Genomic DNA, 18798 nt, shown 5'->3' on the forward strand with positions numbered 1-18798 from the left:
CGGGCGGCTTCGTTGTACGCGGGCGGGTCCTAGCGGCCGGCGTGGTCGAGGGCGCCCTCGCGGTTGGCCTCCCAGCCGGCCCAGGCGGAGGTGATCATCTCGCGGACGTCGTGCTTGGCCTTCCAGCCCAGCTCGGCGGCGATCTTGTCGGCCGAGGCCACGACCTTCGCCGGGTCTCCGGGGCGGCGCGGGGTGACCACGGGGGCGAGGTCGTGCCCGGTGTGGGCGTTCATCAGCTCGACCATCTCGCGGACGGAGACGCCTTCGCCGCGGCCGATGTTGACGGTGAGGTCCTGGTACTGGCCCTGCGCGCCCCACTCGGCGAGCTTGCGGGCGGCTACTACGTGGGCGTCCGCCAGGTCCTCGACGTGGATGTAGTCGCGGATGCAGGTGCCGTCCGGGGTCGGGTAGTCGTCGCCGAAGATCCGCGCGCCCTCACCGGCGCTGTAGCGCTCGAAGACCATCGGCACGAGGTTGAAGACGCCGGTGTCGGCGAGCTCGGGCGTCGCGGCGCCCGCCACGTTGAAGTAGCGCAGGCAGGCCGTGGAGATGCCATGGGCCTTCCCGGCGGCGCGGACCAGCCATTCGCCGGCCAGCTTGGTCTCGCCGTACGGGCTCAGCGGCAGGCAGGGGGTGTCCTCGGTGACCAGGTCGACGTCCGGCATGCCGTAGACGGAGGCGGAGGAGGAGAAGAGGAAGTTGCGGATCCCCGCGGCGGCCACGGCCTGGAGCAGGACCGTCAGGCCCTGCACGTTCTCGTTGTAGTAGTACAGCGGCTTCTCGACGGACTCGCCGACCTGCTTCTTGCCCGCGAGGTGCACCACGCCGGTGATCTTGTGCTGCGCGATGGTCTCGTCGAGCGTCAGCCGGTCCAGGACCGAGCCGATCACCAGCGGCACGCCCTCCGGCACACGGCTTTCGTCGCCCGTGGAGAGGTCGTCGATGACGACGACCTTCTCTCCCGCGAGCAGCATCGCGCGGACGACGTGCGCGCCGATGTATCCGGCGCCACCGGTGATCAGAAATGTCATGCCTAGTCTCCCGAGTCCTGTCTGTCCTGTGGTCTTGCCGTGCCGGCCCTGCCCGAGCGGACCGCGTCCTGCGCCCGTGCCGGCCGCGCCGGTCAGCCCGGCGTCGGCCCGGCCTTGGCCTTCGCCCTGGCCGTGGCCCTGCCGAGCCGGTTGCGTACGAAGCTCAGCGCACCCGCCGCGCCCGGCGCGAGCCGGACCGCCAGCGAGCCGCCGGCCGTGCGGTACGGCTGCGCCAGCAGAACACCGTACCGGCTGCTGGGCAGCGCGCGTCGGCGAAGGAGGCCGTCGAGGGGGCGCGGGGAGGTGCTCAGGGAGCTCCCGTCGGCACATTCCACGCCGATCTGCACGCCCCAGGCCTGCATCCCGCGCTGTCCCTGGCGCCGCCCGGCGTCCGCCAGCGGGGTGAGGCGGAACGGTACGTCGCAGACCCAGCCGTCGCCGTCCTCGGCCGGGCGCAGCTCCACCGCGGCCCCCCGCACGGGTTCCCCGCCCGAGCGCGGCAGGAACACCGGCCGGGCGGTGCGCGGCCCGGCGGCGGCGAGGCGCCCGTACAGGTCGTGCACCCGCAGGCGGAGCCCCGAGGCGCCGGCCGCCCGGGCGTCGACGGTGACGGGCAGCGCCCCGGTCGGCAGGTCCGCCAGGCGGTCCAGTTCGACGGGCAGTTCCTCGCTCCACACCGGCATCCCGTCGGCGGAGGTCGCGTACGGGGGCTCCAGGCGCGGGGGTTCGGCGGCGAAGCGGGCGAGCCGGGCCAGGTCTGCGGGCGGGGTCGCGGTGGCGCGCAGCACCCGTACGATCCAGCGGGCGTGCGCCCCGGCGGCCTCGATGTCGGCGTCGGCGAAGCCGGCCAGGTACTCCCGCGTCATGGTCCACCAGGCGGCCCGGTACTCGGGGTCCGGGCCGATCTCGCGCAGGTACATGCGCAGGTCGTACTCCAGGAACTTGACCTGGCAGGCGCGGCCCAGCTCCGGTGAGGATTCGGCGAGGATCCGGGAGGCGGTGCGGTGGGCCTCGATCCGCGAAGCCCAGTTGCCGACGTCCTTGCGGTCGAGGGAGATCGACACCTGCGCGGCGCCGCGGCGCACGTGCCAGACGTAGACGAGGTCGCCGATCACCGCGACGCGCGGCTCCGCGGCCAGCACGCGGGCGGTGAAGACGAAGTCCTCGTAGCGGAAGCGGCCGTCGGGGAACCGGATGGCGTGCTCGTCCAGGAAGGCGCGCTCGTAGAGCTTGTTGACGCACAGGGTGTCGCGGACCAGCTCGGTCCGCTGTGCGGGCCGCTCGATCACATCGCCGGGGGTGTACAGGTCCGGCACCCACGGCACGTCGTGGTGCTGCGGCAGCTCGCGCCGCACACACGCGCCCACGGTCACGGGCGTCTTGTGTTCCCGCGCGGCGCTGACGAGGGCGTCGGCCGCGCCCGGCGGCAGGACGTCGTCGCTGTCGAGGAACAGGAGGTACGGGGCGGTCGCGGCCGCGATCCCGTCGTTGCGCGGCGTCCCGCAGCCGCCGCTGTTCTCGGTGCGGTGCAGGACCCTCACCCGGGGGTGCAGGGCGGCCAGCTCGTCCAGCACCCTGGCGGTGTCGTCGGAGGAGGCGTCGTTCACCGCGACGACCTCGGCGACCACCGGGCCCTGGGCGAGAGCCGAGGTAACGGCCTCGCCCACGAGCCCGGCGTCGTTGTACGCGATCACCACGACGGAAACGGTGGCGGCATTGGTGCTGGTCACCCAGTGGATCCTAGGCGACCCGGGTAAAGGCCACTTCAACAGGACCGGTCACCGGCAGGTCAGAAGGGACGGAATTCGTCGTACTCCTGCTGCGCGGAGTCGCCGCGCTTGGCGTCACGCTCCTTGCGGCGCTGCGTGGCCGGGCGCGGGGCCTCCATGCGGTGGTCCTCGCCACGGCGGCCCAGCATCTCGGCGCCGGCCATCATCGTCGGCTCCCAGTCGAAGACGACGGCGTTCTCGTCGGAGCCGATGGCCACGCCGTCACCGGCGCGGGCGCCGGCCTTCTTGAGGGCGTCCTCGACACCGAGGCGGTTGAGGCGGTCGGCGAGGTAGCCGACGGCCTCGTCGTTGTTGAAGTCGGTCTGGCGGACCCAGCGTTCGGGCTTCTCGCCGCGCACGTTGTAGACGTCCTCGGCCTCGTCGTAGCTGACGGTGAAGCCGGAGTCGTCCACGGCCTTCGGGCGGATGACGATACGGGTCGCCTCCTCCTTCGGCTTGCGGGCGCGCGCCTTCGCCACGACCTCGGCGAGGAAGTAGGAGAGCTCCTTGAGACCCGTACGGGCGACGGCGGAGACCTCGAAGACCTTGTAGCCGCGGGCTTCCAGGTCGGGGCGGACCATGTCCGCGAGGTCCTGGCCGTCGGGGATGTCGACCTTGTTGAGGACGACGAGCCGCGGGCGCTTCTCCAGGCCGCCGCCGTAGATCTTGAGCTCTTCCTCGATGACGTCGAGGTCGGCCACCGGGTCGCGGTCGGACTCCAGGGTGGCGGTGTCCAGTACGTGCACCAGCACCGAGCAGCGCTCGACGTGGCGCAGGAACTCCAGGCCCAGACCCTTGCCCTGGCTGGCGCCGGGGATCAGACCCGGGACGTCGGCGATGGTGTAGACGGTCGAGCCGGCCGTGACCACGCCCAGGTTCGGGACGAGGGTGGTGAAGGGGTAGTCCGCGATCTTCGGCTTGGCGGCGGAGAGCACCGAGATCAGCGAGGACTTGCCGGCGCTCGGGAAGCCGACGAGGGCCACGTCGGCGACGGTCTTGAGCTCCAGGACGATGTCGCCGGTGGTGCCGGGGACGCCGAGGAGCGCGAAGCCGGGCGCCTTGCGGCGCGCGGAGGCCAGCGCGGCGTTGCCGAGACCGCCGCGGCCGCCCTCGGCGGCGACGTACGTGGTGCCCTGGCCGACGAGGTCGGCGAGGACGTTGCCCTGCTTGTCGAGGACGACGGTGCCGTCCGGCACGGGCAGGACCAGGTCCTGGCCGTCCTTGCCGGAGCGGTTGCCGCCCTCGCCGGGCTTGCCGTTGGTGGCCTTGCGGTGGGGGCTGTGGTGGTAGTCGAGCAGGGTCGTGACCGCCTGCTCGACCACGAGGATGACGTCTCCGCCACGGCCGCCGTTGCCGCCGTCGGGGCCGCCGAGCGGCTTGAACTTCTCCCGGTGAACGGAGGCGCAGCCGTGGCCCCCGTTACCCGCGGCGACGTGCAGCTCGACGCGGTCCACGAAGGTGGTCATGGGTGTTCCTCCAGATACATACGGGAAATGTCCCGGGCAGTCCGTATTGCTACCACTGCCCATTAAACGTGGTCTATATGACCAACGCGCCGAGGGCGGACCTCTCTTCCCGGCTCGCGCCGGGAAGAGCTGAGATCCGCCCTCGGGAAGTTACGTACCGCTGATCAGCAGGAGCTGGATCAGGCAGCCGGAACGATGTTGACGACCTTGCGGCCACGGTGCGTGCCGAACTCGACCGAACCGGCCTGCAGCGCGAACAGCGTGTCGTCGCCACCACGGCCCACACCCGAACCCGGGTGGAAGTGGGTGCCGCGCTGGCGGACGAGGATCTCGCCGGCGGAAACGACCTGACCGCCGAAGCGCTTCACGCCGAGCCGCTGGGCATTGGAGTCGCGCCCGTTCCGGGTGGACGATGCGCCCTTCTTGTGTGCCATGTCTCAGTCCCTCTTACTTCGCAGCCGTGGGGATACCGGTGACCTTGATCGCCGTGTACTGCTGACGGTGACCCTGGCGACGGCGGTAGCCGGTCTTGTTCTTGTAGCGCAGGATGTCGATCTTGGCGCCCTTGTGGTGGTCCACGATCTCGGCCTGGACCTTGATCCCGGCCAGCACCCACGGGTCGCTGGTCACGGCGTCGCCGTCGACAACGAGCAGGGTCGAGAGCTCGACCGTGTCGCCAACCTTGGCAGTGGAAATCTTGTCAACCTCAACGATGTCACCAACAGCAACCTTGTGCTGGCGACCACCGCTGCGCACGATGGCGTACACGCGGATCTCTCTCTCACTCGGGACGGATGCTCCTGAAGCCAGCCGCTCACATGGGCCGGGGCCCACGGTGATCCGGAATGGACGAGCGGCCTCTCCAGCGGGCGGTGCCCGGCCGGAGGAAGGTGCTCAGGAGCGCGACGCGCACTAGACGTCAAATCGTCTAGGACATGCCGACGGTCTAGGTTACGGGGCAGGTTCCGGGGGGTCAAACCGGCCCCGCAAGGCCTCGGGCCCCGCCGAGCGGCGGGACCCCGGGCTTACGGCGATCAGGCTTCGGCGGGGGCCGAGACCGACGGCGGCGTCTGCTGCTCGGCAGCCGCGGTCTTCTTCGTCGCCCGCTTGGCCGGGGCCTTCTTGGCCGCCGTGGTGGCCGTGGTGGCCTTCTTGGCGGCCGTCTTCTTCGCGGTGGCGGTCTTGGTGGCCGCCGCCTTCTTGGCCGGAGCCTTCTTCGCCGGGGCCTTCTTCGCCGCGGTGGTGGTCGCCTTCTTGGCGGCCGTCTTGCGGACGGCCTTCTTGGCGACCGGAGCGGCTTCCTCGGCCGGCTCCGCCTCCACCGGCGCCTCGGCCGGGGCCTGCGGCTCCGCCGACGGCGTCTCCACGACCAGGACGGCCGCCTCGGCCGCGCCCGCCGGGGAACCGGCCGGGGCGGTGGCCTTGCGGGTCGCACGGCGACGCGGACGGGCCGGAGCGGCCTCGGCCGCGGGCTCCGCCGGGGCCTGCGCGACGACCGGCGCCGGCGCGGACCCGGGCTCGACGACCGGCTCCGCCACGGGGGCGGGCTCGGGCTCGGCCACGGCCTCGACCACGACCTCCGGCTCGGCCGAAGCCGCCGGGGCACCCGCCGGAGCGGTGGCCTTGCGGGTCGCACGGCGACGCGTGCGGCCCTTCGGAGCCTCCTCCACCGGCGCGGCCACGACCGTCTCGGAGGCCTCCACGGCCTCCGCGACGACCTCGGCGGCCGGCTCCAGGACGGTGTCGGCCGGCTCCAGCGCCGGCTCGTCCTCGATGACCGGGGTCACCGGGGCGGCCACCTCGGCCGGAGCCTGCGCCGGAACGGCGGCCGCACCGCGCGGGGCGCCCGCCGGAGCGGTCGCCTTGCGGGTGGCACGGCGACGGTTGCGCCGGCCGCTGATGCCCGCGGCGGCCTCCGCCTCGGCCGGGCTGCTGTACAGCTCCTCGCCCGCGACGAACTCCGGCTCGGGCAGCGCGCGCGGAGCCGCGACCTCGGCCGCGACCTCCGCCTCCGTCTCGGCCTCGTACTCGTCGGCGTCGATCGTCAGCTCCGTGCCGACGGCCTCGACCTCGTGGTCGTGCTCGTGACCGCGGCCACCACGACGCTTGGCGCGCTTGCCGTTGCCGCCGCCGCCCGCCGAGGTCGGGACGTCCATGTGCACGATCACACCGCGGCCGTTGCAGTGGACACAGGTCTCGGAGAAGGACTCCAGCAGACCCTGGCCCACCCGCTTGCGGGTCATCTGCACCAGACCCAGCGAGGTGACCTCGGCCACCTGGTGCTTGGTCCGGTCACGGCCCAGGCACTCCAGCATGCGGCGCAGCACCAGGTCCCGGTTCGACTCCAGCACCATGTCGATGAAGTCGATGACGACGATGCCGCCCAGGTCGCGCAGCCGCAGCTGGCGCACGATCTCCTCGGCCGCCTCCAGGTTGTTCCTGGTGACGGTCTCCTCCAGGTTGCCGCCCTGACCGGTGAACTTGCCGGTGTTGACGTCGATGACGATCATCGCCTCGGTCTTGTCGATCACGAGGGAGCCGCCCGAGGGCAGCCACACCTTGCGGTCGAGCGCCTTGGCGAGCTGCTCGTCGATCCGGTACGTCGCGAAGACGTCCACCTCGGAGGTCCAGCGCGACAGCCGGTCCGCGAGGTCCGGCGCCACGTGGGACACGTAGCCGTGGATGGTCTCCCACGCCTGGTCACCGCTGACGATGACCTTCGAGAAGTCCTCGTTGAAGATGTCGCGCACGACGCGGACGGTCATGTCCGGTTCGCCGTACAGCAGGCTCGGCGAAGACGTCGTGATCTGCTTCGACTTCTTCTGGATGTCCTCCCACTGGGCCTGCAGACGCTCGACGTCACGGCGCAGCTCGTCCTCGCTCGCACCCTCGGCGGCGGTGCGCACGATGACGCCCGCGTCCTCGGGGACGATCTTCTTGAGGATGGTCTTGAGGCGGGCGCGCTCGGTGTCGGGCAGCTTGCGGCTGATGCCGGTCATCGAGCCCTCGGGCACGTAGACAAGGTACCGGCCGGGCAGCGAGACCTGGCTGGTCAGGCGGGCGCCCTTGTGACCGATCGGGTCCTTGGTGACCTGCACCAGGACCGACTGGCCCGACTTGAGGGCGGACTCGATGCGGCGCGGGCCGTTGGCCATGCCCAGCGCCTCGAAGTTGACCTCACCGGCGTACAGGACGGCGTTGCGGCCCTTGCCGATGTCGATGAAGGCGGCCTCCATCGACGGCAGCACGTTCTGGACCTTGCCCAGGTAGACGTTGCCGACGTACGAGGTGGCTTCCTCCTTGTTGACGTAGTGCTCGACGAGCACGTTGTCCTCGAGGACGCCGATCTGGGTGCGCTCGCCCGACTGGCGGACGACCATCACGCGCTCGACGGCCTCACGGCGCGCCAGGAACTCGGCCTCGGTGATGATCGGGACGCGGCGGCGGCCCTGTTCGCGGCCCTCGCGACGGCGCTGCTTCTTCGCCTCCAGACGGGTCGAGCCCTTGATGGACTGCACCTCGTCGGACGGCTCGGCCTTCTCGCGGGCCGGACGCGGCTCGCGGACCTTGACGACGGTACGGACCCCGTCCTCCTCGGCCGCCTCGACGTCCGTGCCGCTGTCACCGCTGCGACGGCGGCGGCGACGACGGCGACGGCTGGAACTGGAACCCAGGGCGCCGCCCTCCTCCTCCTCGCCCTCGGCGGAGTCCTCGTCCTCTTCCGCCTCGTGCTCGGCGGCCTCGGTGCCGGCCTCGTCCTCGGCGGACTCGTCCAGGTCGGCGGCCTCACCGCGGCGACGGCGGCGGCCACCGCGACGGCGGCGACGCGACGGACGCTCGCCGTCGGTGTCCTCGTCGTCGAGGTCGGCGGCCTCGGCCTCCGCCTCGGCGTCCTCGGCCTCGTGCAGTTCTACGTCGGCCAGCGAGACGGGCGCCGACTCGGCGGCCGGGGCGGCCTCGACGGCGCCACGGCCACGGCGGCGGCGACGGCCGGCCGGCTGCGGGGCGGGAGCAGCGGCGGCTTCGACCTCGGCCTCGGGCTCCTCCTCCTCTTCGGCTTCCTCGGCCCGGGAGGCGGCGGCAGCGGCCGCGGCGGCCATGGCTGCGGTCTCCGGGGTCTGGAACATCGGCTCGGCGAACACCGGGGCCTGGAACACGGCCACGGCGGGGCGCGCGGCGCGGCGGGCGCCACGGGACGCCGGGGCCGGGGCGGCGGGCGCCTCGGGCTCGGCGGCGGGGGCGGCCGGTGCGGCCTGCGCGGAGGCGGCCGGGGAGGCGGAACGGGTAGCGCGGCGGCGGCCGCCGCGCTTCGGGGAGTCGACGGCGTCGGCGACGGTGACGGTGGCCTTGGCGGCGACCGGCTCCTCCACGGCGGGCACGGCTTCCTCGGCCGCCGGGGCCTCCGGGGCGGTCACGGCGCGGGTCGCACGACGACGGGCACGCGGGGCCGCAGCAGCGGGCTCCTCCACGGCGGGCACCGCTTCCTCGGCCGCGGGAGCGGGGGCCGCGGCCGGAGCCTCGACCACCACCTCGGCCACGGTGTCGGCGGCCGGAGCGGCCACGGCGCGGGTCGCGCGGCGGCGGGCACGGGCCGGGGCCGCGACCGGAGCGGCCTCCTCGGCGGGAGCCGCGACGGGCGCGGCGGCGGTGGCCGGAGCGGTCTCGGCGGCAGCGCCACCGGGCGGCCCGGCGGGCCTGGACGCGGCACGGCGGCGCCTGCGCGGCGGCAGGCTGTCACTCGGGGTCCCGCTGTCGGCGTTGCCGGCGGCGGTGGGATTGGTGTTCTCGGTTTCGTTGTCGAGCATGCGGGCGGTTCTCCCGTCACGCTCCCGGGCGCCGCGGCTGACATCCGGTCCGGCACGGCTCCACGCGCTGGGCGCGGAGCCGGCCTCCGGGGCGCGTTCGCCACACGGGAGCTCAGTTCGTGGCCGCCGGTTCCGTACGCGTTGTCGGTACGGCCTGGCGGAAGTCTTCAGGTCTGTGCGCTGCCCGACCCGGTTGGCTCCCGGGTGCCAGGGCGGCGCGACGATGACGTTCCTTACGCGGCGGGACCTTCCGGCGCCTTCGCGTCGGCTGCTACGGCGGCCGTGGGTGGGGCGGCCGTGACAGCCTCGCGGTCGGGCGCGAGCGGGTCGGTCACCGTGCCGGACTCCTCGTCGAAGAGCCCCTGCGCCAGCCTGGTCACCGCTGCGGGGACCGGCGGCGCCAGGTCGGCCACAGCGTGGAGACCGGACAGGACGTCGTCGGGTCGCACGGCAGGTGTCAGATGCCGAACAACCAGCCGCAGTATCGCACAGGCATTGTCCAGTGGCCTATCACCCGGAGCGGGATGCGCTTCGAGGCTGACCACCGCACTTCGGGTGTCGAAGGTCCGCATGCCGTTCTTGGTGCGGCGCTGGACCTCGACGGTCTCGGCGTCGAGGAAGGCGGTCACGGCCCGCTCGGCGTCCGCGAGGGCGACGCCGTCGAGGCGCAGCTCCCACACGGAGGCCGTGAGCCGTTCGGCCAGCCCGGAGGTCCGGGCCTCGACGGCGTCGACGATGTCGAGCCCGACCGGCATCGACTCGTCGAGCAGCTCGCGGAGCATCGCGGGGTCGCGGGGCTCGGCGAGGGCGATCTCCAGGTACTCGGCCTCACTGCCGGTGCCGGTGGGCGCGGCGTTCGCGTACGAGACCCGGGGGTGGGGGGTGAAGCCCGCCGAGTACGCCATGGGCACCTCGGAGCGGCGCAGGGCCCGCTCGAAGGCGCGCTGGAAATCCCGGTGGCTGGTGAACCGGAGGCGTCCGCGCTTGGTGTAGCGCAGTCGGATGCGCTGCACCACCGGTGCGGGGGGCGGGCCTTCGGGCTGTCGCTTGCCCAGTGGTTCTTCTCCTTGTGCGGGGCTCCGCGGCTCGCGCGTCGCCCTGAGGTCCGTCGACCCGCCGCGGCTCACCCCCGCTCATCGGGGCGGGGAGAACTCGGCGGCGGTCGCCGCGTCGGCGGCAGCTGTCGTACTACTCAGAGTACGCGCCCGTGACCTCGCCCGTTCCCCGGCCGGAGTACCGAACAGCATCCGCCGCACCTCGGCCCCGGCCTCGCGCACCGCGTCGCGGGCGGTGCGCCACACCGCTCGCACGACGTGCCCCACCGGCGTCAGCACGTACCGGTACACCTGCGAGAGCGGCCACCCGATGAGCACCCACCCCGCCCGGCGCAGCATGCGACCCGCCACGCCCCACGCCCAGGCGAGCACCATTCCGACCGGCCGCAGCACGTACCGGTACGCCCACCGGGAGACGGGCACGAGCACGTACCGCCAGAGCAGGTCGGCCGCCCACCAGGCGGCGAGCCCCAGGGGCCGCAGCAGGTACCGGTACAGCGCCGATGCCAGCGGCGCGATCAGGTACGCGTACAGCGCGCGCACGAGCGGTCCGAGCAGGTACCGCCACAGCGCCGTCCAGGGCCAGACGAAGACCAGTTCGAGCAGGAAGGAGACCACCCGTCCGAGCCCGCGCAGCACGGGCCCGAGCACGTAGGTGTACAGGGGCCCCAGCAGGTACCGGTCCAGGGCCCGCGCGGCGCCCGCCAGCAGCTCCCACACCACCCGTACGGGCAGTACGACGAGCACCGCCACGATCTTCACGGGCACCACCAGGCACCCGCCCCCCTGCCGCACTTCTCGTTCCATACCGTCGGGGACGCACGGAACCGGCCACCCGTTGCACCGGGGCCGCCCCTCGCCGGAGTCGCTCCGGAGCCCGCTGCCGCGGGAGGCTCATTCCCCACCCCTCGAACGACCGTGCCCCCCGCCGGATCCCGGCAGGGGGCACGTCACGGAGCGCGGGCTCAGATCACTTCACGACCGACAGCGGCAGCAGCTTCTTGCCCGTCGGGCCGATCTGGATCTGGGTGTCCATCTGCGGACACACGCCGCAGTCGAAGCACGGGGTCCAGCGGCAGTCGTCGACCTCGGTCTCGTCGAGGGCGTCCTGCCAGTCCTCCCAGAGCCAGTCCTTGTCGAGGCCCGAGTCGAGGTGGTCCCAGGGGAGGACCTCTTCGTAGGTGCGCTCGCGGGTGGTGTACCAGGCCACGTCCACGCCGTAGGCGGGCAGGGTCTTCTCCGCCGCCTGCATCCAGCGGTCGTAGGAGAAGTGCTCGCGCCAGCCGTCGAAGCGGCCGCCGGACTCGTAGACCGCGCGGATCACGTCGCCGATGCGGCGGTCACCGCGCGAGAGGAGGCCTTCCACGATGCCGGGCTTGCCGTCGTGGTAGCGGAAGCCGATGGAGCGGCCGTACTTCTTGTCGCCGCGGATCTTGTCGCGCAGCTTCGCCAGGCGGGCGTCCGTCTCCTCCGCCGACAACTGCGGGGCCCACTGGAAGGGGGTGTGCGGCTTCGGCACGAACCCGCCGATCGACACGGTGCAGCGGATGTCGTTCTGGCCGGAGACCTCGCGTCCCTTGGCGATGACGTTGACCGCCATGTCGCCGATCTGCAGGACGTCCTCGTCGGTCTCCGTCGGCAGGCCGCACATGAAGTACAGCTTCACCTGGCGCCAGCCGTTGCCGTACGCGGTGGCGACGGTGCGGATGAGGTCCTCTTCCGAGACCATCTTGTTGATGACCTTGCGCATCCGCTCGGAGCCGCCCTCGGGGGCGAAGGTCAGGCCGGAGCGGCGGCCGTTGCGGGTGAGCTCGTTGGCCAGGTCCACGTTGAACGCGTCCACGCGGGTCGACGGGAGGGACAGGCCCACCTTGTCGTCCGAGTAGCGGTCGGCCAGGCCCTTGGCGATGTCCGCGATCTCGGTGTGGTCCGCGGAGGACAGCGACAGGAGGCCGACCTCCTCGAAGCCGGTGGCCTTGAGACCCTTCTCGACCATCTCGCCGATGCCGGTGATGCTTCGCTCCCGCACGGGGCGCGTGATCATGCCGGCCTGGCAGAAACGGCAGCCGCGGGTGCAGCCGCGGAAGATCTCGACGGACATCCGCTCGTGGACGGTCTCGGCGAGCGGGACCAGCGGCTGCTTGGGGTACGGCCACTCGTCGAGGTCCATGACCGTGTGCTTGGAGACCCGGTACGGGACGCCCGACCGGTTCGGGGCGACGCGTGCGATGCGGCCGTCCGGCAGGTAGTCGACGTCGTAGAAGCCGGGGACGTAGACCTGGCCGGTCCTGGCCAGGCGCAGGAGGACTTCCTCGCGCCCGCCCGGGCGGCCCTCGGCCTTCCAGGTCCGGATGATCTCGGTCATGTCGAGGACGGCCTGCTCGCCGTCGCCGATGACGGCACAGTCGATGAACTCCGCGATCGGCTCGGGATTGAAGGCGGCGTGGCCGCCGGCGAGCACGATGGGGTGGTCGACCGTACGGTTGCGGGCCTCCAGCGGGATGCCCGCGAGGTCCAGCGCCGTCAGCATGTTCGTGTAGCCGAGCTCGGTGGAGAAGGAGAGCCCGAAGACGTCGAAGGCACCGACGGGGCGGTGGGAGTCGACGGTGAACTGCGGGACCTTGTGCTCGCGCATCAGCTCTTCGAGATCCGGCCACACGCTGTAGGTGCGCTCGGCGAGCACGCCCTCCCGCTCGTTGAGCACCTCGTAGAGGATCATGACGCCCTGGTTGGGCAGACCGACCTCGTACGCGTCCGGGTACATCAGCGCCCAGCGGACGTCGCACTCGTCCCATGCCTTGACGGTGGAGTTGAGCTCACCACCGACGTACTGGATGGGCTTCTGCACATGCGGGAGCAGAGCTTCGAGCTGTGGGAAGACCGACTCGGACATCACGCGACTTTCGTGAAGCGGGCAGGGGGCGACTCTCTAGCGTACCGCGCGGGCCGGCCGCCCCCCGCCGCGGTGATCAACGCTGCGGTCAGCGGCGGCGGGCGAAGGCGGCGCCCCGGGCGGAGGTCTTCTTCCACAGCTTCGGCAGCTGTCGTTCGTACCGTTCGGCGAGGGTTTCCTCGCGGCCGTACAGCAGGCCCCAGGTGAAGGCGGACTCCCCTGCCCCGGCGGCCTGGACGGCGAGACCGCGCAGGGCCTCGCGGGCGACGACGCTGTCCTGGTGGTCGCCGAGCAGGGTCTGCACCTTCTTGGTGGCTTTGGCCAGGCGTTCGGCGGGCTTGCCGAGGGCGGGGGCGGCGGCGTCCGCCGCGTAGCGGGCGCGTTTGGCCGCCTTGCGGGCTTCGTGCAGGGCGAGGTCGCGCTCGTGGCCGGCGCCCCGGGCGAGGGCGCGCTCGACCTTGCGGGCGAGCCGGTCGTGGTCGCGCCGTACCGCCTTGGCCAGGACCTTCGCGGCGGGGCGGGACGCGGCCTTGCGCAGGGGCGGGTCGGCCAGCAGGGCGTCGAGGGAGTCGAGGAGGGCCAGGTACCGCTCGCTGTCGAGGGCGGCGAGGGCGCGCAGGCGGGATTCGGTGCGGCGGGCGGTGTCCCAGATGCGCAGGCGGGCGCGGACGGGGCCCAGGAGCAGGGTGACGTCGAGTTCGCCGAGCCGGGTGTGCAGCCGTTCCCGGAGGACTTCCTGGTCGCGGTCCACGCCGAGTTCGGCGGCGAGCCAGCGCAGTTCGGCGCGCAGCGGGTCGGTGGCCGTGCGGTCGAGGACGCTGCGGTAGGTGGCGAGGGCGCTGCGCAGCCGGCGGGTGGCGACGCGCATCTGGTGGACGGAGTCGGGCAGGTCGCGGCGCACGGCGGGGTCGTGGGTGATCAGGGCGTCGCGCTGCTGACGCAGGTACGCGAGGACGCGCGCGCCGGCGGTGCCGTCGGCCGGGCCGGGTGCGGGCCGCGCGGGTGGGGCGGCGCCGGTCTCGGCGAGCGCCCGGGCCATTTTCGAGGGGGCGTCGCTGACCTTGAGGCCGGCTGTGCGGAACGTCTTCTCGACGGCGTCGAGCAGGGCGGGGTCGGCGCCGTCGGCGAGTTCGACCTCGACTTCGGTCCAGGCGGCGGTGGCCGGGCCCCGTTCGGCGGTGACGGTGTCGGTGCTCAGTTCGGCGAGCAGGGTTCCGTGGGCGTCGAGGAGGTGCGTGACCTTGCGCTTGGAGAGGAGCCGGACCTGCGGGGCGAGTTCGGCTTCGCGGGTGCGCGAGCGCAGGAGGGAGGCGAGGGGGCGGGGGACGGCCTCGTCGCCGAGGGGGGCCGCGATCTCGTCGCGGACGCCCGGGGAGACGGGGAGTTTGAGGTGCCAGCCCTCGTCCGCGCCGCCGGTGCGGCGGCGCAGGGTCAGGCCGTCGGCGGCGAGCCTCAGGTCGTGGGTGTCGTAGTAGACGGCGTCGAGGCGGGCGGTGCCCTGACGGCGCACGGCCGTGATCCCGGCCGTGCCCGTCAGGTCCGGCAGCCTCTTCGTCGCGGCCGAAGTGAACTCGAATTTACGTTCGATCTCTCGTTTCGTGTCCGCCATGCTTCGAACGTAGCCCTGAACGGATCACGACGTGAAAGGAAACGGGGGCTTGCCCGCCGATCGGCCGGATCAGGCCGATATCGGCCGCTGGACCCTGATCGACTGCAAGAGCCCCACCGCCACCCACACGGCGAACATCGACGATCCTCCGTAGGAGACGAACGGCAGCGGCAGCCCCGCCACCGGCATGATGCCCAGGGTCATCCCGATGTTCTCGAAGGCCTGGAAGGCGAACCAGGCGATGATCCCGGCGCAGACGATCGTCCCGTACAGCTCGGTGGTCTCCCTGGCGATCATGCAGGCGCGCCACAGCACCACGCCGAGCAGGACCAGTATCAGCCCGGCCCCGATGAAGCCGAGCTCCTCCCCCGCCACCGTGAAGACGAAGTCGGTCTGCTGCTCCGGCACGAACTGCCCGGTGGTCTGGGAGCCCTTGAAGAGCCCCGAGCCGGTCAGGCCGCCGGAGCCGATCGCGATCCGCGCCTGGTTGGTGTTGTAGCCGACGCCCGCCGGGTCGAGTTCGGGGTTGGCGAAGGCGGCGAAGCGGTTGATCTGGTACTCGTCCAGGATCCCGAGCTGCCAGACCAGGACGGCCCCGGCCGCGCCCGCGCCCATCAGTCCCAGCACCCAGCGGTTGGAGGCGCCGGAGGCGAGCAGCACACCGAGCACGATGACGACCATGACCATGACCGAGCCGAGGTCGGGCATCAGCATGACGATGCCCATCGGGGCGGCGGCCAGGCACAGCGCCTTCACGACCGTGCGGTGGTCGGGGTGTTCGAGGTCACCGGCGTCCACCCGGGTCGCCAGCAGCATCGCCATGCCCAGGATGATCGTGATCTTCACGAACTCGGAGGGCTGGAGGGAGAACCCGCCGCCGATCACGATCCAGGCGTGCGCGCCGTTGATGGTCGCGCCGAGCGGGGTGAGGACGGCGAGGACGAGCACCAGGGAGAGCCCGTACAGGATCGGCACCGCGCCCCTCAGGGTGCGGTGGCCGAGCCACACGGTCCCGATCATCAGCACCAGGCCGATCCCGGTGTTCAGGACGTGCCGCTCCAGGAAGTAGTACGGGTCGCCCTGGTTCAGGTTCGTCCGGTTGCGGGTCGCCGACCACACCAGCAGCGAGCCGATGAAGGACAGCGCGATCGCGGAGAGGAGTATCGGCCAGTCGAGCCGGCGCAGCACGGAGTCGCGCGCGGTGAGCCTGGCCAGCGCCCCCCGCTGCTCGGGCGCGTACCGGGAGACGGAGAACTTGTTGGCGGTCTGCATCGGTCCTCAGTCCTGCCTGGCGACGGGCGGCGCGGGCGGTCCCGCGAGTGGCGGCGGCACGTCCTCGGGGGACGGCGGTACGTACGGCTTGATCTCGGGGGCGTCGATGGAGCCGTCCGCCTGGATGGCGGGCAGCTGCGCCTGCGGCTTGGGGAGCAGGGCCTTGGCCAGGTCCTGCTTGCCTTCCATGTCGAGGCCGTAGATGGCGTTGTAGACGTTGCGCACGGCCGGCCCGGAGGCGCCGGAGCCGGTGCCGCCCTGGGAGATCGTCATCACGATCGTGTAGTCGTCGGTGAAGGTGGCGAACCAGGAGGTCGTCTGCTTGCCGTAGACCTCCGCGGTACCGGTCTTGGCGTGCATCGGGATCTGCTTCTGCGGCCAGCCGCCGAAGCGCCAGGCGGCGGTGCCCCGGGTGGCGACGCCCTCCAGCGCCCCCACCATCTGCTGCCGGGTCTTCTCGTCCATGGGCAGCCTGCCGTGCGCCTTGGGCCGGATCTGCCGGACGCGCTTGCCGTCGGCGCTGACGATCGCCTTGCCGATGGTCGGGTTCCACATGGTTCCGCCGTTGGAGATGGCCGCGTAGATGGTGGCCATCTGGATGGGGGTGACGAGCGTGTCGCCCTGGCCGATGGAGTAGTTGACGGCGTCACCGGCGCGCAGGAGGTTGCCTTCGAGGCAGTTCTCGTAGTTGAGCAGCTCGACGTAGGTGCCGCCCTTCTTGCCGGTCCTGCACCACTCGTCCTTGTTGGCCGCCCAGAACCGCTGCTTCCACTGGCGGTCGGGGACGCGGCCCGTCACCTCGCCCGGCAGGTCCACGCCGGTCTCGGCGCCGAGGCCGAACTTGTGGGCGGTCTTGAAGAAGATGTCGCCGGGGTGCTTGACGGGCTTGAGCCCGCCGTCCTTGAGCCACTGCTGGTGGGCGAGACCGTAGAAGACGGTGTCGCAGGAGACTTCGAGGGCCTTGCCGAGGGTGATCGAACCGTGGCCCTGGGACTCGAAGTTCCTGAAGACCTGGCCGCCGATGGAGTACGAGCTGGGGCAGGGGTAGCTGCCGTCGAACTTGTACCCGGCGTTGACGGCGGCGGTGGTCGGGATGACCTTGAAGATGGAGCCGGGGGCGGCCTGGCCCTGGATCGCCCGGTTCATCAGCGGGACGTTGGACTCCTTGGCGGTGAGCTTGGCGTAGTCCTTGGCGGAGATCCCGCCGACCCAGATGTTCGGGTCGTAGGTCGGGTTGGAGGCCATGGCCACGACGCGGCCCGTCTTGGATTCCAGGACGACGATGGCTCCGGCGTCGGCCTTGTAGGGGACGCCGGTGTTGCGGTCGATCTGCTTGCGCGCCTCGACCATCGCGGCGTTCAGCTCGTACTCGGCGACCGCCTGGACCCGGGCGTCGATGCTGGTGACGACGTGGGCGCCGGGGACGGCCGGGTCGTTCTTGGCCTCGCCGATGACCCGGCCGAGGTTGTCGACCTCGTAGCGGGTGACGCCCGACTTGCCGCGCAGCTCCTTGTCGTAGGTGCGCTCCAGGCCGAAGCGGCCGACCTGGTCCGAACGCAGGAACGGCGAGTTGGTGTTCTTGGCCTTCTGGATCTCCTCGTCGGTGACCGGGGAGAGGTAGCCGAGCACCTGGCCGGTGTTGGCGCCGCCGGGCGCCGGGTAGCGGCGTACGGCGGTGGGCTCGGCGGTGATGGCGGGGAAGTCCTCGGGGCGTTCGCGGATCTGGAGGGCCTGCTGGGTGGTGGCCTCCAGGGTGACGGGGATCGGCTGGTACGGGGAACCGTTCCAGCAGGGCTGGGGGGTCTTGGAGTCGCAGAGGCGGACCTTGTCCATGACGGCCTGCGGCTGCATGTCCAGCACGCCGGCGAGCCGGGAGAGGACGCCCTTGCCCTTGTCCTTCATCTTCATCAGCTCGGTGCGGCTGGCGGAGACGACCAGCCGCGTCTCGTTGTCGGCGAGCGGCACGCCGCGGTCGTCGAGGATCGAGCCGCGCACGGCGGGCTGGACGACCTGCTGGACGTGGTTGTTCTTGGCCTCGTCGGCGTACTCGGAGCCGTTGCGGATCTGGAGGTACCAAAGGCGTCCGCCGAGGGTGAAGAGCAGCGAGAAGACGAGCACCTGGATGATGACGAGCCGGATCTGCACCCGGGGGGTGCGGCCGGTCTCCGGAACGTTGGTCACGTCTGCTCCCCCCTCACAGCTTCCTGACGCTCTTCACACCTTTGACACCCTTTATGCGGCCGGCCCTGTTGGCGCGGCCGCGCGCCGTCCTGAGCCGCAGTCCGCCGCGCTGGCTGCCGATGCGCAGCCCCGTTCCCCCGGCCAGCCAGCCGGAGGACACGGCCTTGCCCTGGGGCGGTCCGCCGCCCGCTTCGACGGCCAGAGGGTCGTTCTCGGCGCGGCGGGCGAGGGCCATGACGAGCGGCACCGTGAAGGGCGCGAGGAGCAGGTCGTACAGCGTGGCGGTGAACAGCAGCTCGGTGAGGCCCACGTGCCGGGCGGCCGTGTCGCCGACGAGGGCGCCGACGCCCGCGTACAGCAGGGTGGAGCCGATCGCGGCGGCGACGACGGTCGTCAGCGGCCCCCACGCGGAGCGGAACCGCCCGTTGTCGGGGCGGACCAGGCCGACCAGGTAGCCGACGACGCACAGCACCAGGGCGTACCGTCCGGCGGCGTGGTCGGCGGGCGGCGCGAAGTCCGCGAGCAGACCCGCGCCGAAGCCGACGAAGGCGCCGCTGAGGTGTCCGTAGACCAGGGCGAGGGCGACGACGGTGAGCAGCAGCAGGTCGGGGACCGCGCCGGGGAGTTGCAGCCGGCCGAGGACGGTCACCTGGACGACGAGGGCGACCACGATCAGCGTGGCCGAGAGCAGGATCCGGTTGAAGCGCATGGTCGGTC

General features: G+C 72.0%; 13 protein-coding genes. All 13 read right to left on the reverse strand.

Annotated features, from left to right (window positions below):
* Positions 1-29 precede the first annotated feature (29 nt).
* Positions 30-1031 (reverse strand): UDP-glucose 4-epimerase GalE, encoded by a 1002-nt coding sequence (galE, locus tag ACIA6C_RS03320; protein WP_361136943.1) that lies wholly within the window; start codon positions 1029-1031, stop codon positions 30-32.
* A 92-nt stretch (positions 1032-1123) separates the two neighbouring features.
* The gene (locus ACIA6C_RS03325; protein WP_399272570.1) at positions 1124-2761 is read right to left on the reverse strand and encodes a glycosyltransferase family 2 protein; all 1638 of its coding nucleotides are present in this window, start codon (positions 2759-2761) and stop codon (positions 1124-1126) included.
* Between the two features lie 59 nt (positions 2762-2820).
* On the reverse strand, positions 2821-4266 hold the full coding sequence (obgE, locus tag ACIA6C_RS03330) for a GTPase ObgE (protein WP_399272572.1): 1446 nt from the start codon (positions 4264-4266) through the stop codon (positions 2821-2823).
* 179 nt (positions 4267-4445) lie between these two features.
* On the reverse strand, positions 4446-4700 hold the full coding sequence (gene rpmA / locus ACIA6C_RS03335) for a 50S ribosomal protein L27 (protein ID WP_030013081.1): 255 nt from the start codon (positions 4698-4700) through the stop codon (positions 4446-4448).
* 13 nt (positions 4701-4713) lie between these two features.
* Positions 4714-5034, reverse strand: a complete 321-nt coding sequence (gene rplU, locus ACIA6C_RS03340) for a 50S ribosomal protein L21 (protein ID WP_030159347.1) — start codon at positions 5032-5034, stop codon at positions 4714-4716.
* Positions 5035-5300: 266 nt separating this feature from the next.
* Complete coding sequence (locus tag ACIA6C_RS03345) at positions 5301-9071, reverse strand: Rne/Rng family ribonuclease (RefSeq protein ID WP_399272575.1); 3771 nt, start codon at positions 9069-9071, stop codon at positions 5301-5303.
* Positions 9072-9304: 233 nt separating this feature from the next.
* The gene (locus ACIA6C_RS03350) at positions 9305-10084 is read right to left on the reverse strand and encodes a TIGR03936 family radical SAM-associated protein (RefSeq protein ID WP_361137020.1); all 780 of its coding nucleotides are present in this window, start codon (positions 10082-10084) and stop codon (positions 9305-9307) included.
* A 120-nt stretch (positions 10085-10204) separates the two neighbouring features.
* Positions 10205-10888 carry a hypothetical protein gene (locus ACIA6C_RS03355; protein ID WP_399272576.1) on the reverse strand — a complete coding sequence of 228 codons (684 nt, stop codon included), beginning with the start codon at positions 10886-10888 and terminating at the stop codon, positions 10205-10207.
* A gap of 208 nt (positions 10889-11096) precedes the next feature.
* The gene (locus ACIA6C_RS03360) at positions 11097-13022 is read right to left on the reverse strand and encodes a TIGR03960 family B12-binding radical SAM protein (RefSeq protein ID WP_361136934.1); all 1926 of its coding nucleotides are present in this window, start codon (positions 13020-13022) and stop codon (positions 11097-11099) included.
* 85 nt (positions 13023-13107) lie between these two features.
* Positions 13108-14628 (reverse strand): CHAD domain-containing protein, encoded by a 1521-nt coding sequence (locus tag ACIA6C_RS03365; RefSeq protein ID WP_399272578.1) that lies wholly within the window; start codon positions 14626-14628, stop codon positions 13108-13110.
* Between the two features lie 69 nt (positions 14629-14697).
* Positions 14698-15900 (reverse strand): rod shape-determining protein RodA, encoded by a 1203-nt coding sequence (gene rodA, locus ACIA6C_RS03370; protein ID WP_366081001.1) that lies wholly within the window; start codon positions 15898-15900, stop codon positions 14698-14700.
* Positions 15901-15906: 6 nt separating this feature from the next.
* The gene (mrdA, locus tag ACIA6C_RS03375; protein WP_366081000.1) at positions 15907-18081 is read right to left on the reverse strand and encodes a penicillin-binding protein 2; all 2175 of its coding nucleotides are present in this window, start codon (positions 18079-18081) and stop codon (positions 15907-15909) included.
* A gap of 13 nt (positions 18082-18094) precedes the next feature.
* Complete coding sequence (gene mreD, locus ACIA6C_RS03380; protein ID WP_366080999.1) at positions 18095-18790, reverse strand: rod shape-determining protein MreD; 696 nt, start codon at positions 18788-18790, stop codon at positions 18095-18097.
* Positions 18791-18798 lie beyond the last annotated feature (8 nt).

Origin of the sequence: Streptomyces sp. NPDC051578, from assembly GCF_044454045.1 — a bacterium.
Taxonomy (GTDB): Bacteria; Actinomycetota; Actinomycetes; order Streptomycetales; family Streptomycetaceae; genus Streptomyces.